The organism is Pseudomonas sp. MWU12-2029, from assembly GCF_023242425.1.
GTDB classification, from domain to species: Bacteria; Pseudomonadota; Gammaproteobacteria; order Pseudomonadales; family Pseudomonadaceae; genus Aquipseudomonas; species Aquipseudomonas kribbensis.
The window spans coordinates 198,907-216,207 of the sequence record NZ_JALJDY010000003.1 but is presented as its reverse complement, the minus strand read 5'-3'; the positions used below and the strand labels follow the sequence as shown (position 1 = coordinate 216,207).

Below are 17,301 nucleotides of genomic sequence, written 5' to 3'. Positions count from 1 at the left end.
ATGGCGCGATTCGAATGGCGCACCTCGCTGTGCGCCCCTGACTTCCCGGCAGCGGCTTATGAAGCGCTGCGCCTGCGGGTGACGGATCACACGCCGTTCAACAGCCTCGGCTGGTTGACTGCGGCAGAGCAGACACTCGACACGAACGAGCATCTGCACATTCTGCTGGGCTGGGAAGCGGACGAATTGCGCCTGTGCCTGCCGCTGGTGGCCGGCCGTGAACGCTTTGGCGGGATACCGTTTGCCGTGGTGCATCACCTCGGTTATCCGCTGGCGGATCGTCTGGCATTGCTGTCTGTGCTGGCGGCCGAGGACATGCGCCAGGCACTGCTGCTGATCCGCCAGCGCATCCCCCACGCCTTGCTGCAACTCAACGAACTGTCGGAGCCGGCGGGCGAGGAAAGTGTCCTCACACAATGGATGGCCCGCAGCTCCAACGCCGAACGACGCCTGAGCTGTCGGGTGCCGGTGCACCTGATCAGCGAGGCCGATCATCAGGAAGTCTCCGGCGATCCACGCTACAAGCTGCGCCGTGCGCGCAAACGAATTGCCGCCTGTGGCGCGGTGGTGCGGCGAATCACGCCCGATACCCTGACCATGGGCCCGCTGTTGCAAGCCATCCGCGAAGTCGAAGCGGTGAGCTGGAAAGGCGACGAAGGCGTCGGCATCTTCGCCACCGAGCGCAGCCGTCGTTGTATCGAAAACGCTTTCACCGCCCTCGCCGCCCAAGGGCTGGTGCGCGTCGTCACGCTGGAGCTGGACGGCCGCTGCATCAGCTACCGGCTCGGCCTGCTCGAACAGGGCCGGCTCTACGATTACAACCTCGCCTTCCTGCCGCAGTACGCGGATCTGGGCAGCGGCCGGGTGTTGCTGGAGGAATGGATTCGCTGGGGGCTGGATGACCATTGGCGCTGGATCGATGCCTCGCGGGTCAGCCTGGAGAACTCCAGCCACCAACTGCACGAACGCATGACCGGACAACTGGAGCACTGGCGCTGGAGCTTCTACTCCTGGCGGCCGAGCGGTGTTTTGCTGGGGCTGGGATTACGCCTCTGGCAGCGGCTAAAACCGAAACTGCAGCAGTGGCGCGCACGGCAGGCAACGACAAAACCGGCGTCCGTCGTAAAACCGGCAACCCACCCCACCACGGAGGGCGAACATGCCTCGCCAAGTCATAGTCAACGCTGACGATTTCGGCCTGAGCCCGAACGAAAACGCGGTGATCTTCAGTGCGTTCCAGGCCGGGGTCATCAGTTCCGCGACGGCCATGGCCAACATGCCGGCCTTCGAAGCGGCCTGCGCGATGGCCCGCCATCACATGCTGGAAGGTCGGGTCGGCCTGCACTTCAACCTGACGTACGGCCGGCCATTGAGCCAGGGGATTCTCGCCCGCCCCACTTTCTGCGACAGCCACGGGGTATTCGATCTCAGCCTTGCCCGGCACAGCCTGTGGCTGGTCCGTGAAGATCGTGAAGCGGTGCAGGAAGAATTGCAGGCGCAGTGGCAACGTTGTGTCGATCACGGCGTGCGCCCGAGCCATATCGATTCACATCAGCACGTGCACAACATCTGGCCGATCGGCGAGATCGTCGCGCGTTTCGCCGCTCACCAGGGCGTACCGGTGCGACTGGCGCGCAACCTGGGACAGAACCTCAGCCTGCCGAAGCGCCTGTTCAAGGGTTTGCTCAACCGTCGTCTGCAAGGGCTGGCCGGTGCAACCGCGGACTACGTCTGCACCCCGGTGGACCTGCGCAACGAGCCTGCGCCGACCGACGGTGTGCTGGAAATCGTCGCCCATCCGAATCAGCTCGGGGCCGATTTCGGTGATGCCTATCTACAACCCGGAGAGTCCCTGAGTCGCGTGCTAGAGCGGCGGCTGCCGGGGGTTCCACGGGTTTCCTACGCCGACTTGAACAAGGATTTTCTACGCGGTGCCGCGGCACTCGACTGAGTTACACAACTGGCAACACTTTCGAAGATGGCACTTTGAAATGTACTTGCCAGCTTGATCTATACCCACAAAAGCCAACTACAAAAACACCCGGGCTTCGGCCACGGAGGGCATCATGAGCGTCATCGAAAAGCTGCGCGAACGCATCAAGCAAAAAGGCCTTGGCCGCACGTTTTCCACCTTGTGGAAACGCTACGTGTTCTTCCACTGGGAACTGCTGTGGATGGAGCGCGACCTGATCAGCCCGGTGCCGCCGCACAAGCTGCGCCCTTACGAAGGCCTGCGCAAAGTCGACATCACGCCACAGAATGCCGGCGCGTTCGGCAAGCATTTCGGTGACCGTGTGCAGACCATGGCCGAACTCGCCAGCGAAGGCCACACCGGGCACATGTACCTGGACGCCGACGGCCACGCCGTGGCCTTCATCTGGGGCAGCACCCGGGATTATCACGACCGTCACTACTACGGCTGCAACTTCCCGGTCCAGCCTGGCGAGTTCTTCGAATTCGGCGGCGAAATGACCCGCGCCTATTTTGGCAGCAGCCTGTCGGTGGACGTACAAGTCACCCTCTGGCAAGCCATGGCCGCCCAGGGTTGCCACAAGGTGGTGGACGTCTGCGAAACCCACAACATCCCGGCGCTGAAACTGCACATTCGTATGGGTTATCACGAACAGGGCCGCGTCACCCACGTCTATGGGTTGTTTGGAAAGTGGCGGTTCTTCCGCGAGACGCGCTATGGAGGCTCGAGACTGGAACCTCTGCGTAAACCGGGACGGCCGGTGGTGACGGCGGCTGCGCAGGCTTGACAGCTTTTTCCTGCGATCTGTAGGAGCTACGCCAGCGTAAGCTCCTACAAAACCAGTTCCTGCTTGCCTACAGACTCTGACGATACATCCAAGTCTGATAAACGAACTGACTGACTGCTCGATCGTATCCAAGTGGATACAGTCGAGCTATGAACTACTTCATACAACAAACAGCAGTTTTCATGGCATGGCACACCTCGATTCGTGATGTGCGAGCCAAGGTTGCTATTGCCCGTCGCATTGATCGTGCGTCAGCAGGTAATCTAGGCGACATCAAACCGGTAGGTGACGGTGTATCGGAAATGCGCGTTGATGTCGGTGCCGGGTATCGGGTCTACTTTACGATGCGTAGTGGTGTTGTCATTGTCCTGCTGGCCGGTGGGGACAAATCATCACAAAGTGCGGACATCAGACGTGCAAAAAAAATGGCAAAGGAGGTTTAACCATGAGCCAGACTTTGACAACTTTTGATATGGCAGCATTGCTGGACAGCGATGAAGCCATCAGCGAATACCTTTCCCAAGTGCTGGCCGACGGTGACAACGAGGAGTTTCTTCGTGCAATCGGCTATGTAGTCAAGGCACGCGGCATGACTCAAATAGCCAAGGACTCGGGAATGGGTCGCGAAAGCTTGTACAAAGCTTTCGCGCCGGGAGCCAAGCCCCGCTTTGACACTGTGCTCAGAGTTATTCATGCACTTGGCATCGATCTCTGTGCGCAACCAGGGCATGTGCTGAATCATTCAACTACCTGAGAGTTGCGCTACTCGCCCTTCACCCCCACCCACGTAAAACACATCGGCATCTGCGCCTCGCGGTTCAGGTACTGGTCATACGCTTCTTCCCGGTTTGAATGCGGGTATTCCTTGAAGTGCGCGATGTTCAGCCCGGCGTCGAGGGCGGCGGTGAAGATGGCGCCGAGGTTGTGCACGAACCAGTACGACGGCGCCACCTGTTGCTCGACCTTGCCGACGTAGACGATCGGTTCCTGCTGCACGAACGGCTCGCGGCGAAAGTACGAGGTTGCGAGGCGAAACGGATCTTCGGCGTCGGGATCGACCATTTCCAGGAACGGGTGGGTCTCGTAGATCACCAGTTTCCCGCCCGGTTTCAGGGTCGAGGCGACATGGCGGAAGAATTCGCCGATGTCAGGCATCCAGTTGAGGACGCCGATGGTGATCAGCGCCACGTCGAAGCGATTGCGCAGTGATTCGGGCAAGTGATGAATATCGGCTTCGATGAATTCGGCCGTGTGCGGCGAACGGCCGTTCAGTTCCCGGGCCTGTTCAAGAAATGCCACCGATTGATCGACCCCGACGACACTTCGCGCACCCAGCGCGAACAGCGAGAGGCTCTCGCGGCCGTTATTGCAGCACAGCTGCACGACGTCTTTTCCATCGACGCCGACCTGTTCCAGCAACCCGCTCAGGGTTTCGTCGAGGCAGGAAAAACCGGTCTGGGTGACCTCTCTCAGCAAGGCCTTCCACTCGGCCGATTCCTGATGGTGACGGGCCGAATCGTTCCACGCCTGACGATTGCTTTCGATGGCGTTCTTGTTGTTTGGCACTTCCATGGCGCACTCCGCACGATGCTCTTGATTGAGCGGCCCGAGTCTAGTTGAGCGCGATGATCCAGGTTGTTGCGAACTTGTAAGCCAACGGGCGGCTATAGTTAATAGCCTTGGGGAAAACCGATTCCACAGGTGCCGCCATGCAAACGCTCAACCGGCTGCTGTTATCCGCCTGTCTGCTCGCCGCCACCCAGGCGCAAGCCCTCGACAGCAACTTCAACTACTACGGGGCCGACCAGCCCTTCGCCCACCCTGCTCCGCCGTCGCTGAATGCACAACCACCGCGAGCGTTCGATGACACGCCGCCTCAGGATTTCATCGTCATCCCGGATCGCCACGTGTTCCATGACTCACAGCTGCCGACCGTGGCCGATGCGACGGTGCGGGTGTTTATCCGCACCTACGATGCCGAGCGCGGCATCTACGTCAATGACGAAGTGCTGGACCCGACATGCCTGCTGGAGTGCCTGAGCCCGCCGAACCCACGAACCAACGCGGTTTACCACTGACGCTTGTCCGGGCGCGCCAGACCGAGCTTCTCGATGCGATAGCGCAGCATGTCGCGGCTCAGGCCCAGCAAGCGGGCGGACTTGGTGACATTCCAGTCGGTCTTGTCGAGCATCTTGCGCACCATGTCGCGCTCGACTTCCGGCAGGTTCATCGACTCGGTGTTGCTCGCCGGGCGCGGTTCGAAGTGCGGCACCTCGTGATGTTGATGCAGCGACGGTTCGTCCACCAGGCTCATGCACACGTTCAACTGGTGCGCGGCGATGGTGTCGCTCGGCGCCAGCAGCACGGTCTGTTCGAGCATGTTGCGCAGTTCGCGCACGTTGCCCGGCCAGGTGTAATTGAGCAGCAATTCTTCGGCCTGCTGGCTGAAATGCAGGTTCGGCTTGCCGTAGCGCTTGCCGTGGCTGGCGAGAAAATGCCGGGCCAGCAGCAGCGCGTCGTCGCCCCGGGCATACAGGCGCGGCACCTTGATCGAGATGATCCGCAGGCGAAAGAACAGGTCACGGCGAAACTTGCCCTGCTGGACCATTTGTTCGAGGTTACAGTTGGTGGCGCTGATCACCCGCAGATTGACCTTGCGCTCCTTCACCGAGCCGACCCGGCGAATGGTGCGGTCCTCCAGCAGCTTGAGCAGTTTGGCCTGCAGCACCAGGTCCATCTCGCCGATTTCATCGAGGAACAGCGTGCCGCCGTCAGCCGCCTCCACCAGCCCGACGCGGCGGTCCTTGGCATCGGTGAACGCACCTTTCTCATGGCCGAACAGCTCCGATTCCACCAGGTTGGCGGGGATCGACGCGCAGTTGAATTCAATGAACGGGCCTTTGCTGCGTACGCCATCGAAATGCAGCGCACGGGCCACCAGCTCCTTGCCGGTGCCTGTCTCACCTTCCACCAGCACCGGCGGCAGGTCGCCACCGGTCATGCGCCGCTCGGCTTCGAGCAACTGGCCGATGGTGTTCTTCAGATGCAGCATCGGCTCTGATTCGCCGATCAGCGCCTGCACCCCGGATTTCTGCGCCTCGCGCTCCTGATAAAACGACAGCGTGCGCTCCATCCGCTCAGTGGCCAGGGCCTTGTCCAGCAGCAACTTGAGCTCCGGCAATGCGACCGGTTTGGTGACGTAATGAAAGGCGCCCTCCTTCATCGCGACCACCGCGTCTTCGACATTGCCGTAACCGGTCATCATGATCACTTTCAGATCCGGCGCGCTGATGCGCAGCTTCTGGATCAGATCGTGACCGCTCATGCCCGGCAGCGAGTTGTCGGTCAGCACGATGTCCGGCATGAAGCTTTCCAGTTGCCCCAGCGCGTCTTCAGCCGAGTGGCAAACCGTCACCTCGAAGTCTTTGCGCTCCAGGTAGGTCTGAATATTGTCGGCCAACAGTTCGTCATCCTCGACCAGCAGAATGCTGTGTTCCATATTCCCCTCCCGATGCCACTTTAAAGTTGAGACTGACGCGGGTTCCTTCCTGCTCGCGGCTGGTCAGCACGACCGAGCCCTGAAAACGCTCCATGATTCTTTTGACCAGTGCCAGGCCAACCCCGAGGCCGCCCTGTTTGGTGGTGAAAAAGGGTTTGAACACCAATTGTTGTTGCTGCGCGTTCATGCCTTTGCCGGTGTCACCCACCGTCATGCAGACCTGGCCGGCGTGGGGTGCATCAATCTCGACACTCAGCACGCCGCCCTTGGGCATGGCTTCCAGGGCGTTGGCGAACAGGCTATTGAGAATCTGCGTCAGCAGCACCTTGTGGCTGACCACCGGCGGGCAGTCCTGCAGGTTGAATCGCACCTCGACACCGTTGCGCCGGATCAGCGCCTCGAACGCACCGAGGGAATCTTCCACGGCGGCGCGCAGCTCCAGCGCCTCGCCGTCGTCACTCATCGGCCGCAGCGAAACCAGCAACTCCCGGACCCAGCGCGACATGCGGTCCACCTGACTGATGATGTCGCCGATGTTGCGCTGGGCGCTCTGGCTGGCCACTTCCTGAGCCAGTTCGGCACTGGAGCGAATGGTTGCCAGCGGATTGCGCAGGCTGTGGGCCACCGCCGAGGACATCTCGCCCAGGGCGACAAAGGTTTCGTTGCTGATCAGTTGCTGTTGCTGGCTGTGCAGCAGGGTCGAGGCTCGCCGCACGATCCAGAACAGGCCCAGGTAAATCGCCGCCCCGCCGAGAATCGTCGCCGCCCAGATCGAGGCAAACCCGCGGTCGATACGATCTACCAGATCCGCCGGCTCCTTGTAGATCTCGACCATGGCGATGACTTTGCTTTTATCGGCGTTGAACATCGGGATGTAGTTCTCGATGAACAGGTATTTGGGTTCACGGGAGAGTTTCTGCTCGGGTTTCTCGTCGTCGATCTTGTGATAGCTGGAAGACACCGGCACTTTCATTTCGAACGATTCGTCCAGTTCGTCATCGTCCTCGAACTTGACGCCAATGAGTTCCGGGTTGGTCGACCAGATCACCGAGCGATCCAGGGCATAGACCGTCGCCAGCAGCACATCCGGCAGGTGTTCGACGTGATCGAGAAACTCGGCCCGGGCCGCGCCGTGGGCCAGCGGATCGACATCGGGAAAGTTTTCGTCCTGACGCGGGTCGAGCATTTCACCCATGGTGCGCAGCGGCGTGATGCCGGCATGGCGCATTTCCGCATCGCCGATGGCCTGGACGAATTGCGCAGTGAGCAGCGCATCGCGCTCGACGCTTTCAGTGACCACGAAGCGCGTGGAGATATAACCCAGCCCCAGCGCCACGGCGGCAATGATGAAAAAACTGGCCAGCGAGAACCAGCGCAGCAGATTGAACTGCGCGCCCCAACCCTTGATGGCGGCCGCCGCGACGTTTGGCGCCGGTGTTTGTTGTTCTTCCAGTCGTTGCATGGGGGTGCCCTGGCGTTTTTTTTGTATCGAACCGGTTACAGCCACCTCACGAGTGAGTGTAGGTGGCTATCACCGCAATACAGGACTCAAAGTCGCTATTTGGTCGCTAGCGCATACGGCTCACCGTTTCGCTGCTCGCGGCCGCACGGGTTGGCGTCAACACCCCGTCAGCCAAGGGCTGCGCGGTCGGGTGCTGGCGCTCGGTTTCATCGCGCAGAAAGTCGATGATCGACTGCGCCGACTGTTCGTCGAGGCGCAGGTTGGGCATCGGGATCCGCTCGTATCGTTCGAACAGTTGCAGCGCAATCGGGTCTTTTTCTGCCAGTACCCGATCCGGCTCACGGATCCAGCGGTTGAGCCAGGCCGGGTCACGCTGGCGGGTCACGCCGATCAGGTCCGGGCCGATGTTGCGCATGCCGATGCCTTCACCGTCCTGCGGGCCGAGGCTGTGGCAGGAGGCGCAACGGGTGCGGAACAGTTCTTCACCGTTGCTCGGCGGGCGAATTTCCGGCGCATTGGCGTAGCTTTCTTCGATACTCGGCTGCTTCCAGTTCTGCAGGGTGTTGGCCAGTTGATCGGCGAGGATCCACGGGTTCTCGAACGGCGAGGCCTTCATCCAGCGCCCGGTGCTCTGGTTACCGACGATCAGGCTCAGGTTGTGATCCTTGGTGCGGCCGTTGTCGACGCCCTCGATGAACAGCCCGAGTTTCTTGCGCAGGTCGGTGACGTCTTCGAATTCGCCGGTGAGGAATTTCCAGCCGGGGCCGACCTTGAAGCGTTGTGAATAGGCCTTGAGGACCTCGGGTGTGTCGCTCAGCGGATCGATGCTGATCGAGTAGAAAAAGATGTCCTGGCCGACCCGGTCCCCCAGCAGTTTCTGCACCTGGCGCAGGCGTGCGGTTTCCAGTGGGCAGGAGTCGCTGCAGGAGGTGAAGATGAAGTTGATCACCACCACCTTGTCCTTGATCAGGTCATCGAAAAAGCGCACCTGCTTGCCGTCCTGATCGGTCAGCAGGGTGTTGGGGAAATAGTCGCCACCCCACGGGGTGGCGGATTCGCTGGCGCCTTCGGGCAGCGCTTGATGGGCGATGAGCACCTGACTGCCGAGCAGGCAGGTGACCAGCACCAGGATCAAGTGCATGCCCAGGGCGCGGGAGCGCGGCGTCGGTCGGGTCATGTCGGCTCCCTCCCTGCTCATTTCTTCACGGTCACTTGCGGGCCGAAGCCATCGCCAGTGCGGAAGGTCGGCAGCGCGGCGGAGTTGACGTAGCGCACGCCATCCCAGCTCGGCAGCGGTGTCGGCATCAACTGCAGTTGCCCGGGTTTCTCGAGGTCCCAACGCAGCAGCATCGAGTTGTCCTCATGCTGGGTGTTGTGACAGTGCTCCATGTAGGTCCCGGCAAACTCGCGGAAGTTGATCGCCATTTCCACGCTGTCCAGCCCGTCGGCTTCGGAGCCGATGCGATAGACGTCCTTGCGCGCCCATTTTTCCCACTCAGGCGGAGCCTTGCCGCCACGGCTGAGGATGATCCCCTCCTCGAAGTGCACGTGCACCGGATGGCTCCAGCCCTTGCCGCCGAGCTTGATGTTCCACACCTCCAGGGTGCCGAACCCGGCGGTGCCGGCATCGGTCGGGCCGCTGGCCAGTTTCGTTGACGCGTTCAACCGGCGTGGGTCCATATGGAAACCAAAGCCGCCATCGGTCTTGACCGTCCACGGTGCTTCATCGGTGCCGTCGCTGCGGCCGAAGGTGAAAGTCCGGTGACGGGCGTTGGCCAGCAGCGCCTTGTCGGCGGCGTTGTCGCGGTGGATCTTCAGCGGGATCATCACCATGCCTTCAGCCTTGCCCGGTTTGGCCGGTTCGTAGGCTGCCGGGTCCATGGCCAGGTCCTGGCCGGTGAAAGGCTTGACGTTGAGCTGCAAGACCTTGCCCACCGCCGGATCACCCTTGTCCCATTGCGGGCCTTTGCTGGTCTGTTTGATCACCGCCAGGTACTTCTCGGAGAGCACGTCGGACAGCGAGATCGTCTCTTTCGGGCCTTTGCCGTCGTCCTGGGCCTGGAGGTTGACGAAGAACAGCTTGTCGCCGGGTTTGATGCCGTTTTTCGAGAAGTTGACGATGATGTCGAACCGCTCGGCGATGCCCTGGGTCGGCAGGATCGCGTTGTGGTTCTGTTTGTCACCGTCGGCATCCAGATCCATCGAGCCATCGAATGGCACGCTGTGCTCCATGATGTTGCCGTCGTTGGCGATCATGTGGAACGGCACGCGGCTGTAGGAAACGCCGGAGTTCTTCGGCCCCTGGAATTCACCGCCGGTGCCTTTGATTTCCCGCACCAGAGCGAGCTTGAAGTAGCGCGACACCGAACCGTTGAGGATGCGGAACCGATAACTGCGGGCGCGCACGTCGAGGGTCGGTTTCCACTGCCAGTTGACCAGCACCTGATCGCCGATGAAGCCATCGGTGTTGAACGGGTTGAACCACAACTGGCCTTCCTGATCCCAGGCCTTGTCGGCGAACACCAGATTGACGTCGTAGTCACGGTTGCCCCACGGCAAGGCGCTGCCGCTGGGGAAACGCAGGTTGACCCCGTCGTTCACCGATTCGTTGCCGCGATCCAGGGCGCTGTAGTAGTTCATCATCGCCGCGTTGCCCTTGTAGACGTTCTGCGCGGTGAAATCGAGCATGTGGTCGTGGAACCAGTGGGTGCTCATGGTTTCGCGCCAGTCGCCACGGATCTTGATGGTGCCGTGGTCGCAGGTCTTCTTCGCAGGCTGCAGGTCGTTGACCCACAGGGTTTCCCCCGGCGCGCACGGGAACGCTGCGCGCGGATCTTCAGCCTTGGTGTTGATGCTGTCGTAACCGGCGAGCTGGATCGGCCAGCGATAGTCGTAGTACTGGCCGGGGAAGAAAAACGCGTTGGCATAGCCGTCGCTTTCCGCCGGTGCGTGGCCGTTGTGTTCGTGGGTGGTGATGGTGTGCAGACCGAAACCACGGTTGGCCGACGGATCGATCGGCAGGCCGTTGTAGTGACGCATCATCACCGGTTGGCCGTAGCGCACCATCAGCAGTTTCGGCGGCAGCGTGCCGTCGAAGGTCCACACCGAGTTGTGGTTCTGCACCGGCATCGCCGGGTGGAAACGTGCATCGACACCCTTGGCGGTGCCATCCGTCGCCGGCACGCCGGCGACGTTGTGGTACAGACCGCCGGGGCCGAATTCGCCGACGGCATAACCGTGCATCTGCCGGCTGTCACGCAGGCCGCCGTTCAGACGCGCACCGGTCTGCACGGTCTTGTAGGCGACTTGCGGGTAGAACTCGTTCCAGCGCTGGTGCGCCCAGCCTTTTCCCGGCGGCCGGCCTTCGGCGGACGAACCGATGTGGCGGTTGAGGAACAGCTCGATCTGCGACTGCCACGGGTTGCGGTCGACGACGTTGGAGAACTGACTCGGGAACGGTGTCAGGCCCGGTTGGCGCAGGAACGCATCCAGCGCGGTGCCGGGTGGTGCGCTGCGGGCGACACTGCTCGGGTCCTGGGCCGGAGCCGGACCGATGGCCGCAGGCGGAAAACCCAGCGGCGCAGCCGGAGTGGTCGGGTCGAGTTTTTCCGGGCCGAACTCTTCGAACAGGACGATTTGCTGGGTGAACGGCTGAGCGCCAAACAGCGGGCTCGGCTTGCCGTTGGTGGGGTAGTTGAAACTGGTCTGCACGGTGGGTGGCAGGATGTTTTCCGAACGCGTGGTGTTGCGCGTGCCTTTCACCCCGTCGGGCAGATCGAAGGAATCTTCGTTGGCCTCGGGCATGGTCAGGATGGCGTTGAGGGCCGCCGGTTCATCCGCCGGCTCGTCGTAATATGCGGACGGGTCGGAGGCTTCCGGCTGGTTTTCGTCGTCGATCGGGCTCGCTCGGACCCCGGCCATATTGCCCAGAGCCAACATCAGAAAGACGCTCAACGGCGTCAGCAGAAACAGCTTTTTGGGGTCACGCGTTGTTCTGTCCATCACCAGCCGCCTCATCTAAGGAAGGGGTGATGGTGTTTTGCAATTAGCTCGCCAAAGTATTAATCCCCGTTGAAACAAGCTGTTACAGGCGCTGTTGGATTCCCCACTCCCCGGTGACCGGGGCCTGACACCCGCTCCTGGGGGAAAGTTCACCCCATTTACTGGATGAGCTGAAACGCCAGACGAACGGTGGTGCCCTCGCCTTCGCGGCTGTCCAGGGTCACCCCGCCGCCGAAACGCTCCATGATTCGTTTGACCAGCACCAGCCCTACGCCGAGCCCGCCCTGCTTGGTGGTGAAGAACGGCCGGAACGCCATGCTGCGCTGTTCTTCGTTCATGCCTTTGCCGGTGTCACTGAGCATGACGCTGACGCCGCCGTTGTTTGTGGGTTCGAGCGTAATGGTCAACGTGCCGCCCTTGTCCATGGCCTCCAGTGCGTTGGCCAGGAGGCTGTTGAGGATTTGCGTCAGTTGCACCGGTTGGCTCAGCACCATCGGCGTTTGTTGCGGATGAAGCACCACGTGCACCGCGTTTTTGGCGATCTGCTGTTCGAACGCCACCAGACTTTCGTGCAACGCCGCCACCAGGTTCACTGGCTCCGGTTCGTCGTTGAGCGGTCGCAGCGACTGCAGCAGTTCGCGCACCCACTTCGACATGCGATCGACCTGACCGATGATGTCCTTGATGTTCTTCTGCGCCGGCCCCGCGTCGAACTCCAGGGCCAATTCGGCGCTGGAGCGGATGGTCGCCAGCGGGTTGCGCAAACTGTGCGCCACTGCCGAGGACATCTCGCCCAGTGCGACAAAGGTTTCATTGGCAATCAGTTGTTTCTGTTGCACCGCCAGCAGGATCGCCGCCCGTCGCACGATCCAGTAAAGCCCCAGATAAATCAGCCCGCCGCCCAGCGCGGTGGCCAGCCAGATCAGCGCCAGACCGCGCTCCATGCGAGCGATCAGGTCCTTGGGCTCCTTGTAGATCTCGACCATCGCGGTGACGTTCTTGCCGTCGGCGTCGAACAGCGGAATGTAGTTCTCGATGAAGATGTAATCCGGCGGCACCACGAACTTCTGTTCTTCACGGCCCTTGTCGACGTTGTGATAACTGGCCGACACCGGAATCTTCTCGTTGAACGCGCGATCGAGGTCTTCGTCGGCATGGATGCGGGTGTTGACCAGTGCGGGGTTGGTCGACCAGATCACCAGGCGATCCGGCGCGTAAACGTTGGCGAGGATCACGTCCGGCAGATGCTCGATGTGATCGAGGAATTCGCCCCGGGCGCTGGCCCGGGCCGCCGGGTCGACGTCGGGAAAGTCCCGGTCCTGGCGCGGGTCCAGCAAGTCGCCCATGGTGCGGATATTGGGAATCGAAACGTGGCGAACCTCAGCCGAAGCGATGGCCTGAATGAACTGCGCCGTCAGCAAGGCATCACGCTGCACACTTTCTTCGATCACGAAACGCGTCGACACCGTGCCAAGCGCCACGGCTACCGTACCGATCACCGCCATGCTGATCAACGAAAACCAGCGCAGCAGATTGAACGGCTGCTTGCGCGAGCCCAGCCGCAGGCTGCTCTCCTCGACCGGTAGCGATTTTGACTGCATGTTCATGGCGGCGACTTCCCGATACGTCCCTATAGGGTTATAGCCCACGGTTGGGTGATTGCCCGGATGCGGGGGGTGAACGGCCCCACGATCACAAATCCGCAAATCCGCAAATCCGCTTTGCCGATGGATCCCCACAATCCCCAATGCTGGGGACTGTCGCCCGATGGCAGCGCTGCAAAAAATCCCCACCTTCTCTCGCCAACCTTTGCACCACGGGCCTTTGCGGCCCGTTGCCCGGCCGTTGGTATGGAAGTTGTAAAGCCCCTCTGCAACTGACCCACCCCCAAGGGGCAGGCACTTCGATAGAGGGATTAACTCATGCACCCTTTACTGTCCAAAACCGCGACCGTCCTGGTCGTGAGCGCCCTGGCCCAGGGCATGGCCCAGGCCGCTCTGTTCGCCGTCGATCCCGGACCCTATGCCCCGGCGACCGGCGGATTTGCCAGCTGGTATCAGGACACCCACGGACGCACCCTGGACCTGTGCCTGTCCAAAGCGCTCAGTTCGCGGGTGCCGAGCACGCCCGGCGCGCCTTCGTACATGTGCTCGCTGATCCCTGCGCCCGGCGTGTTCGACGACACCCAGCCGATTGTCTTCCCGGGCAATTTTCCCGACGAAGCGTTCTGGTTCACCGCCGACGGCACCGTGGTCGATGCAGCCCGGGGCATCAATCTGTCCTACGGCTCGGCCGTGGAAGCGGCGTTCAGTGGTGGCGATCCGGTGGAAGGCGACCAGATCAGCTTCGCCCGCATCCGCATCCGGGTCGATGTGCCCACCGCCGGTACTTATGTGATCACTCACCCATATGGCGTCGAAGTATTCAACGTCGACACCCCCGGTCGTCGCGCGATCAACATGACCCGCGACATCGGCATCGGCAGCCCGAAAACCTACGACGGCGCGCTCAAGGGGGACGTCGGGCCGTTCCTGCGCAGCGTCAACGGGCCCTACACCGAAACCAATCCGGTGAGCGGCGGCGCCGAACAGTTCGTCGGCGACCCGAACCTTGAAGAAGCGGTGACCGGCAGCCCGTTCAACACCAACTACCTGCGCATCGAAGGCCCCGGCGGGATCGACCTGCGTACCACGGTGTTTGCGGTTTCCGGCAAGTTGTCGACGGTGGTTCGACCCACGCCGTTGATCACCGAGCGCAGTACCTATTCGCGCAAACCCGGCGACAGCGCCCCGGTCGCCCAGCAGGACGTGTTCGTCAAAGCCCCGCCTGCTCCGGCCACCGTCGCCGTCACCAGTAGCACGCCGGTGCTCAACCTCAAAGAGGCCGATAGCACTGGCAGTTGGTACGCGCAGTCGCAGGTCAATCCAACCCTGCCGGCCACCTTGCAAGTGACCGCCGACAACCACCTGGCCATCGCCACCAGCTCGCCGACCACCCTGCCCATGAGTCTGACCGACCTGGTAGTGATCCAGCGCGCCGAGTACAGCCTGAGTTCCGGGCAACTGACCGTGGTGGCTTCGACCAGTGACGAAACCTCGCCACCGGTGCTCACCGCCACCTCCGGCACTGGCGCCGCCATCGGTGCGCTGGGCGGTGACGGCGCAGTGAAAACCCTGGCCACCGGGATCTCGCCGATTCCACCGGCCAGGGTCCGGGTGACGTCGTCCAACGGCGGCAGCGATACCGAAGAAGTGGTCATCGTGCAATGAACGCTCACATGCCCAGATCCGCATCAGGAGGCATCATGAACAAGTGGCCACGCTTCGCGCTCAACGCGCTCGGGCTGACAATCTCGCTGACCGGCAGTGCGTTCGCGCAACTGGCCGCCGTCGATCCCGGCCCCTACACCTTTGCCACCGGGAAATTCCCGATGTGGTACCAGGACAACAACCTGCTGTCGATGGAGCTCTGCCAGTCCCGCGCCGCCAGTTCGCGAGTGCCGGCTGCCACCCCGCCGGCGTACATGTGCACCCTGCTGCCGGAACCGGGGATTTTCGACGATACGCTGCCGATGGTCTTCCCCGACAACTGGCCGCCGGAAGCCTTCTGGTTCCTGGCGGAAACCAACATCCCCAACAATGGCGCCGGTTTTGGTATGGACGCCTATGTCGCCGGGATCGAAGCAGCGTTCGCCTCGGGAAACCCTGTGGACGGTGATCAGCAAAGCTTCGCGCGAATCCGCATCCGGGTGAACGTGCCTGTTGCCGGCACCTACACCATCACCCACCCGTACGGTGTGGAAACGGTCACCGTCACCACACCAGGCCGGCGGGCGATCAACATCACCAAGGACGTAGGCATCGGCGCCCCGGGCAACTTCAGCGGTGCGCTCAACGGCGCCATCGGGCCGTTCCTGCGCAGCATCAACGGGCCGTACACCGAAGTGAACCCGGACACCGGCAACGTCGAAACCTTCGTCGGCGACCCGAACCTCACCGAGGCGGTGACCGGCAGCCCGTTCAATACCAACTTCGTGCGGATCGACGGTCCCTCAGGCGCAGGCTCGATTCAGACCACCCTGTTCACCGTCGCCGGCAAGGTCCTCGACAACCGTCAGCAAACACAGGTCGCCCTTGATCGCGCCACCTATCGCCGGACGTCGGCCGGCGTGCGTACCGAAGTGTTCGCCAAGGCTGACAGCAGCTCGACCCTGTGCTTCCGCGAAACGTTGGCGCTGCTGCCCGGCCCACCGAAGACGCCGTGCCAGACCAGCCTGTTGGGTGACAACAACGGCCTGTTCTTCGGCCAGCGTCTGGGTAACGGCACGCTGCCGTCGGTGGTGGTCGTGACCGCGACCAACCCGGCCGGGACGACGCGCCCGACCTCGGTCTCTGCCAAGCTCACCGACGTTGTGAAAATCCAGACCGCGCGCTACAGCTGGGCCAATCACAGCCTGCTGATCGAAGCCACGTCGACCGATGAAGTCGCCGTGCCGGACATGGTCGCCCAAGGCTACGGTCGCCTGTCGAAGACCGGCACCCTGCAAAAAATCACTGTCGCCGACCTGACCCAGCCACCGGCTACCGTCACGGTCAAATCCGCCGCCGGCGGCAGCGACACCGAGCCGGTGGTAGTTGTCGGCAACGCGCCGGACACCGGTGAAAACCAGGCGCCGCTGTCCGTCGCCGACACCGGCAGCACCAGCTTCGGCGTGCCGATCACCCTCAACGTGCTGGCCAACGACAACGACCCGGACGGCAACGTACCGCTGACCATCACCGCGCTGACTCAACCGCCAGCCGGCCAGGGCACCGTGGCCCTGAACGGCACCACGTCGGTGGTCTACACCCCTCCAGCCGTGGTCAACGCACCGCTGACCACGACCTTCACCTACAAGGCTCAGGACAGCAAAGGCCTGGCCTCGGTGAACCCAGCCACGGTGACCATCAGCGTTGCACCGAACCGGCCACCGACCGCCGTTGCCGACAGCGTCGCAACGCTGGGCGTGGCGATCCCGATCAACGTCCTGGCCAACGACACCGATCCGGAAGGCAACGTGCCGCTGGGCGTCGCCAGCCTGACCCAGCCGCCGGCAGGACGTGGCACGGTCAGCACCGACGGCACGGTGATCACCTACACCCCACCGGCCACCGTGACCACCGCGTTCACCACGACCTTCACCTACATCGCCCGGGACAGCTTCGGCGCCCTGTCGACGCCGGCCACGGTCACTGTGCAAGTGTCGCCACGACCAGCAGCGGAAACCTTCACGATCACCACCTCGACCGTGCAGGCCCGTTCCGGCAACCGCTTCAACTGGGACTTCGCCGGCACCTCGTCGGTGACCACCGGCAACACCATCACCGTGCAGGTCACCACCCCGACCGGGCTGGTCACCCTCGGCACGACGACGGTACCGGTCACCGGACGCTGGCGGCTGACGCTGAACAACACGACGGTGGTGCCATCGGCCAACCCGACCGCCACGATTCGCTCGTCCCAGGGCACCGTTCGCACCATCTCGGTGACCACGCTGTAAGGCTGCGCCCCGCCTGCTTTCGGGTTGGCGGGGCAACGCT

General features: G+C 62.3%; 14 protein-coding genes. 8 read left to right on the top strand and 6 right to left on the bottom strand.

Going from position 1 to position 17,301, the window contains the following annotated elements:
• From M5B44_RS08780 to M5B44_RS08760, 5 genes are all read left to right on the top strand, one after another.
• A complete protein-coding gene (locus M5B44_RS08780; protein ID WP_248738864.1) occupies positions 1-1,188 on the top strand; it encodes a GNAT family N-acetyltransferase in 1,188 nt (395 codons plus the stop codon).
• Positions 1,160-1,951, top strand: a complete 792-nt coding sequence (locus M5B44_RS08775; protein WP_248738863.1) for a ChbG/HpnK family deacetylase — start codon at positions 1,160-1,162, stop codon at positions 1,949-1,951. Before M5B44_RS08780 ends, M5B44_RS08775 begins: the two co-directional genes overlap by 29 nt.
• A 115-nt stretch (positions 1,952-2,066) precedes the next feature.
• Entirely contained in the window at positions 2,067-2,759 is a 693-nt protein-coding gene (locus M5B44_RS08770; RefSeq protein WP_248738862.1) for a GNAT family N-acetyltransferase, read from the top strand.
• A 149-nt stretch (positions 2,760-2,908) separates the two neighbouring features.
• Positions 2,909-3,202, top strand: coding sequence for a type II toxin-antitoxin system RelE/ParE family toxin (locus M5B44_RS08765; protein WP_102622395.1), 294 nt, complete (start codon positions 2,909-2,911; stop codon positions 3,200-3,202).
• Positions 3,203-3,204: 2 nt separating this feature from the next.
• A complete protein-coding gene (locus M5B44_RS08760) occupies positions 3,205-3,513 on the top strand; it encodes an addiction module antidote protein (RefSeq protein WP_248738861.1) in 309 nt (102 codons plus the stop codon).
• A gap of 8 nt (positions 3,514-3,521) precedes the next feature.
• Here the strand turns inward: M5B44_RS08760 and M5B44_RS08755 are convergent, their stop codons facing one another.
• Complete coding sequence (locus M5B44_RS08755) at positions 3,522-4,331, bottom strand: class I SAM-dependent methyltransferase (RefSeq protein WP_248738860.1); 810 nt, start codon at positions 4,329-4,331, stop codon at positions 3,522-3,524.
• Positions 4,332-4,468: 137 nt separating this feature from the next.
• On the opposite strand from M5B44_RS08755, the gene M5B44_RS08750 reads away from it, so the two are divergent.
• Positions 4,469-4,837 carry a hypothetical protein gene (locus tag M5B44_RS08750; protein ID WP_248738859.1) on the top strand — a complete coding sequence of 123 codons (369 nt, stop codon included), beginning with the start codon at positions 4,469-4,471 and terminating at the stop codon, positions 4,835-4,837.
• Here M5B44_RS08750 and M5B44_RS08745 read toward each other — a convergent pair.
• The 5 genes from M5B44_RS08745 to M5B44_RS08725 form a co-directional block, all read right to left on the bottom strand.
• Positions 4,828-6,258, bottom strand: a complete 1,431-nt coding sequence (locus tag M5B44_RS08745; protein WP_119429847.1) for a sigma-54-dependent transcriptional regulator — start codon at positions 6,256-6,258, stop codon at positions 4,828-4,830. The genes M5B44_RS08750 and M5B44_RS08745 overlap by 10 nt on opposite strands.
• On the bottom strand, positions 6,227-7,720 hold the full coding sequence (locus M5B44_RS08740; protein WP_248738858.1) for an ATP-binding protein: 1,494 nt from the start codon (positions 7,718-7,720) through the stop codon (positions 6,227-6,229). Before M5B44_RS08740 ends, M5B44_RS08745 begins: the two co-directional genes overlap by 32 nt.
• 106 nt (positions 7,721-7,826) lie before the next feature.
• Positions 7,827-8,897: an SCO family protein gene (locus tag M5B44_RS08735; protein WP_248738857.1), complete on the bottom strand. Its 1,071-nt coding sequence runs from the start codon at positions 8,895-8,897 to the stop codon at positions 7,827-7,829.
• 17 nt (positions 8,898-8,914) lie between these two features.
• Positions 8,915-11,722: a multicopper oxidase domain-containing protein gene (locus M5B44_RS08730; protein WP_248738856.1), complete on the bottom strand. Its 2,808-nt coding sequence runs from the start codon at positions 11,720-11,722 to the stop codon at positions 8,915-8,917.
• Between the two features lie 158 nt (positions 11,723-11,880).
• Positions 11,881-13,329 (bottom strand): sensor histidine kinase, encoded by a 1,449-nt coding sequence (locus tag M5B44_RS08725; protein WP_248738855.1) that lies wholly within the window; start codon positions 13,327-13,329, stop codon positions 11,881-11,883.
• A 315-nt stretch (positions 13,330-13,644) separates the two neighbouring features.
• Here M5B44_RS08725 and M5B44_RS08720 point away from each other — a divergent pair, with 315 nt between their 5' ends.
• Both M5B44_RS08720 and M5B44_RS08715 read left to right on the top strand, forming a co-directional pair.
• Positions 13,645-14,991 (top strand): hypothetical protein, encoded by a 1,347-nt coding sequence (locus M5B44_RS08720; RefSeq protein ID WP_248738854.1) that lies wholly within the window; start codon positions 13,645-13,647, stop codon positions 14,989-14,991.
• Positions 14,992-15,026: 35 nt separating this feature from the next.
• Positions 15,027-17,261: an Ig-like domain-containing protein gene (locus tag M5B44_RS08715; RefSeq protein ID WP_248738853.1), complete on the top strand. Its 2,235-nt coding sequence runs from the start codon at positions 15,027-15,029 to the stop codon at positions 17,259-17,261.
• Positions 17,262-17,301: the final 40 nt, after the last annotated feature.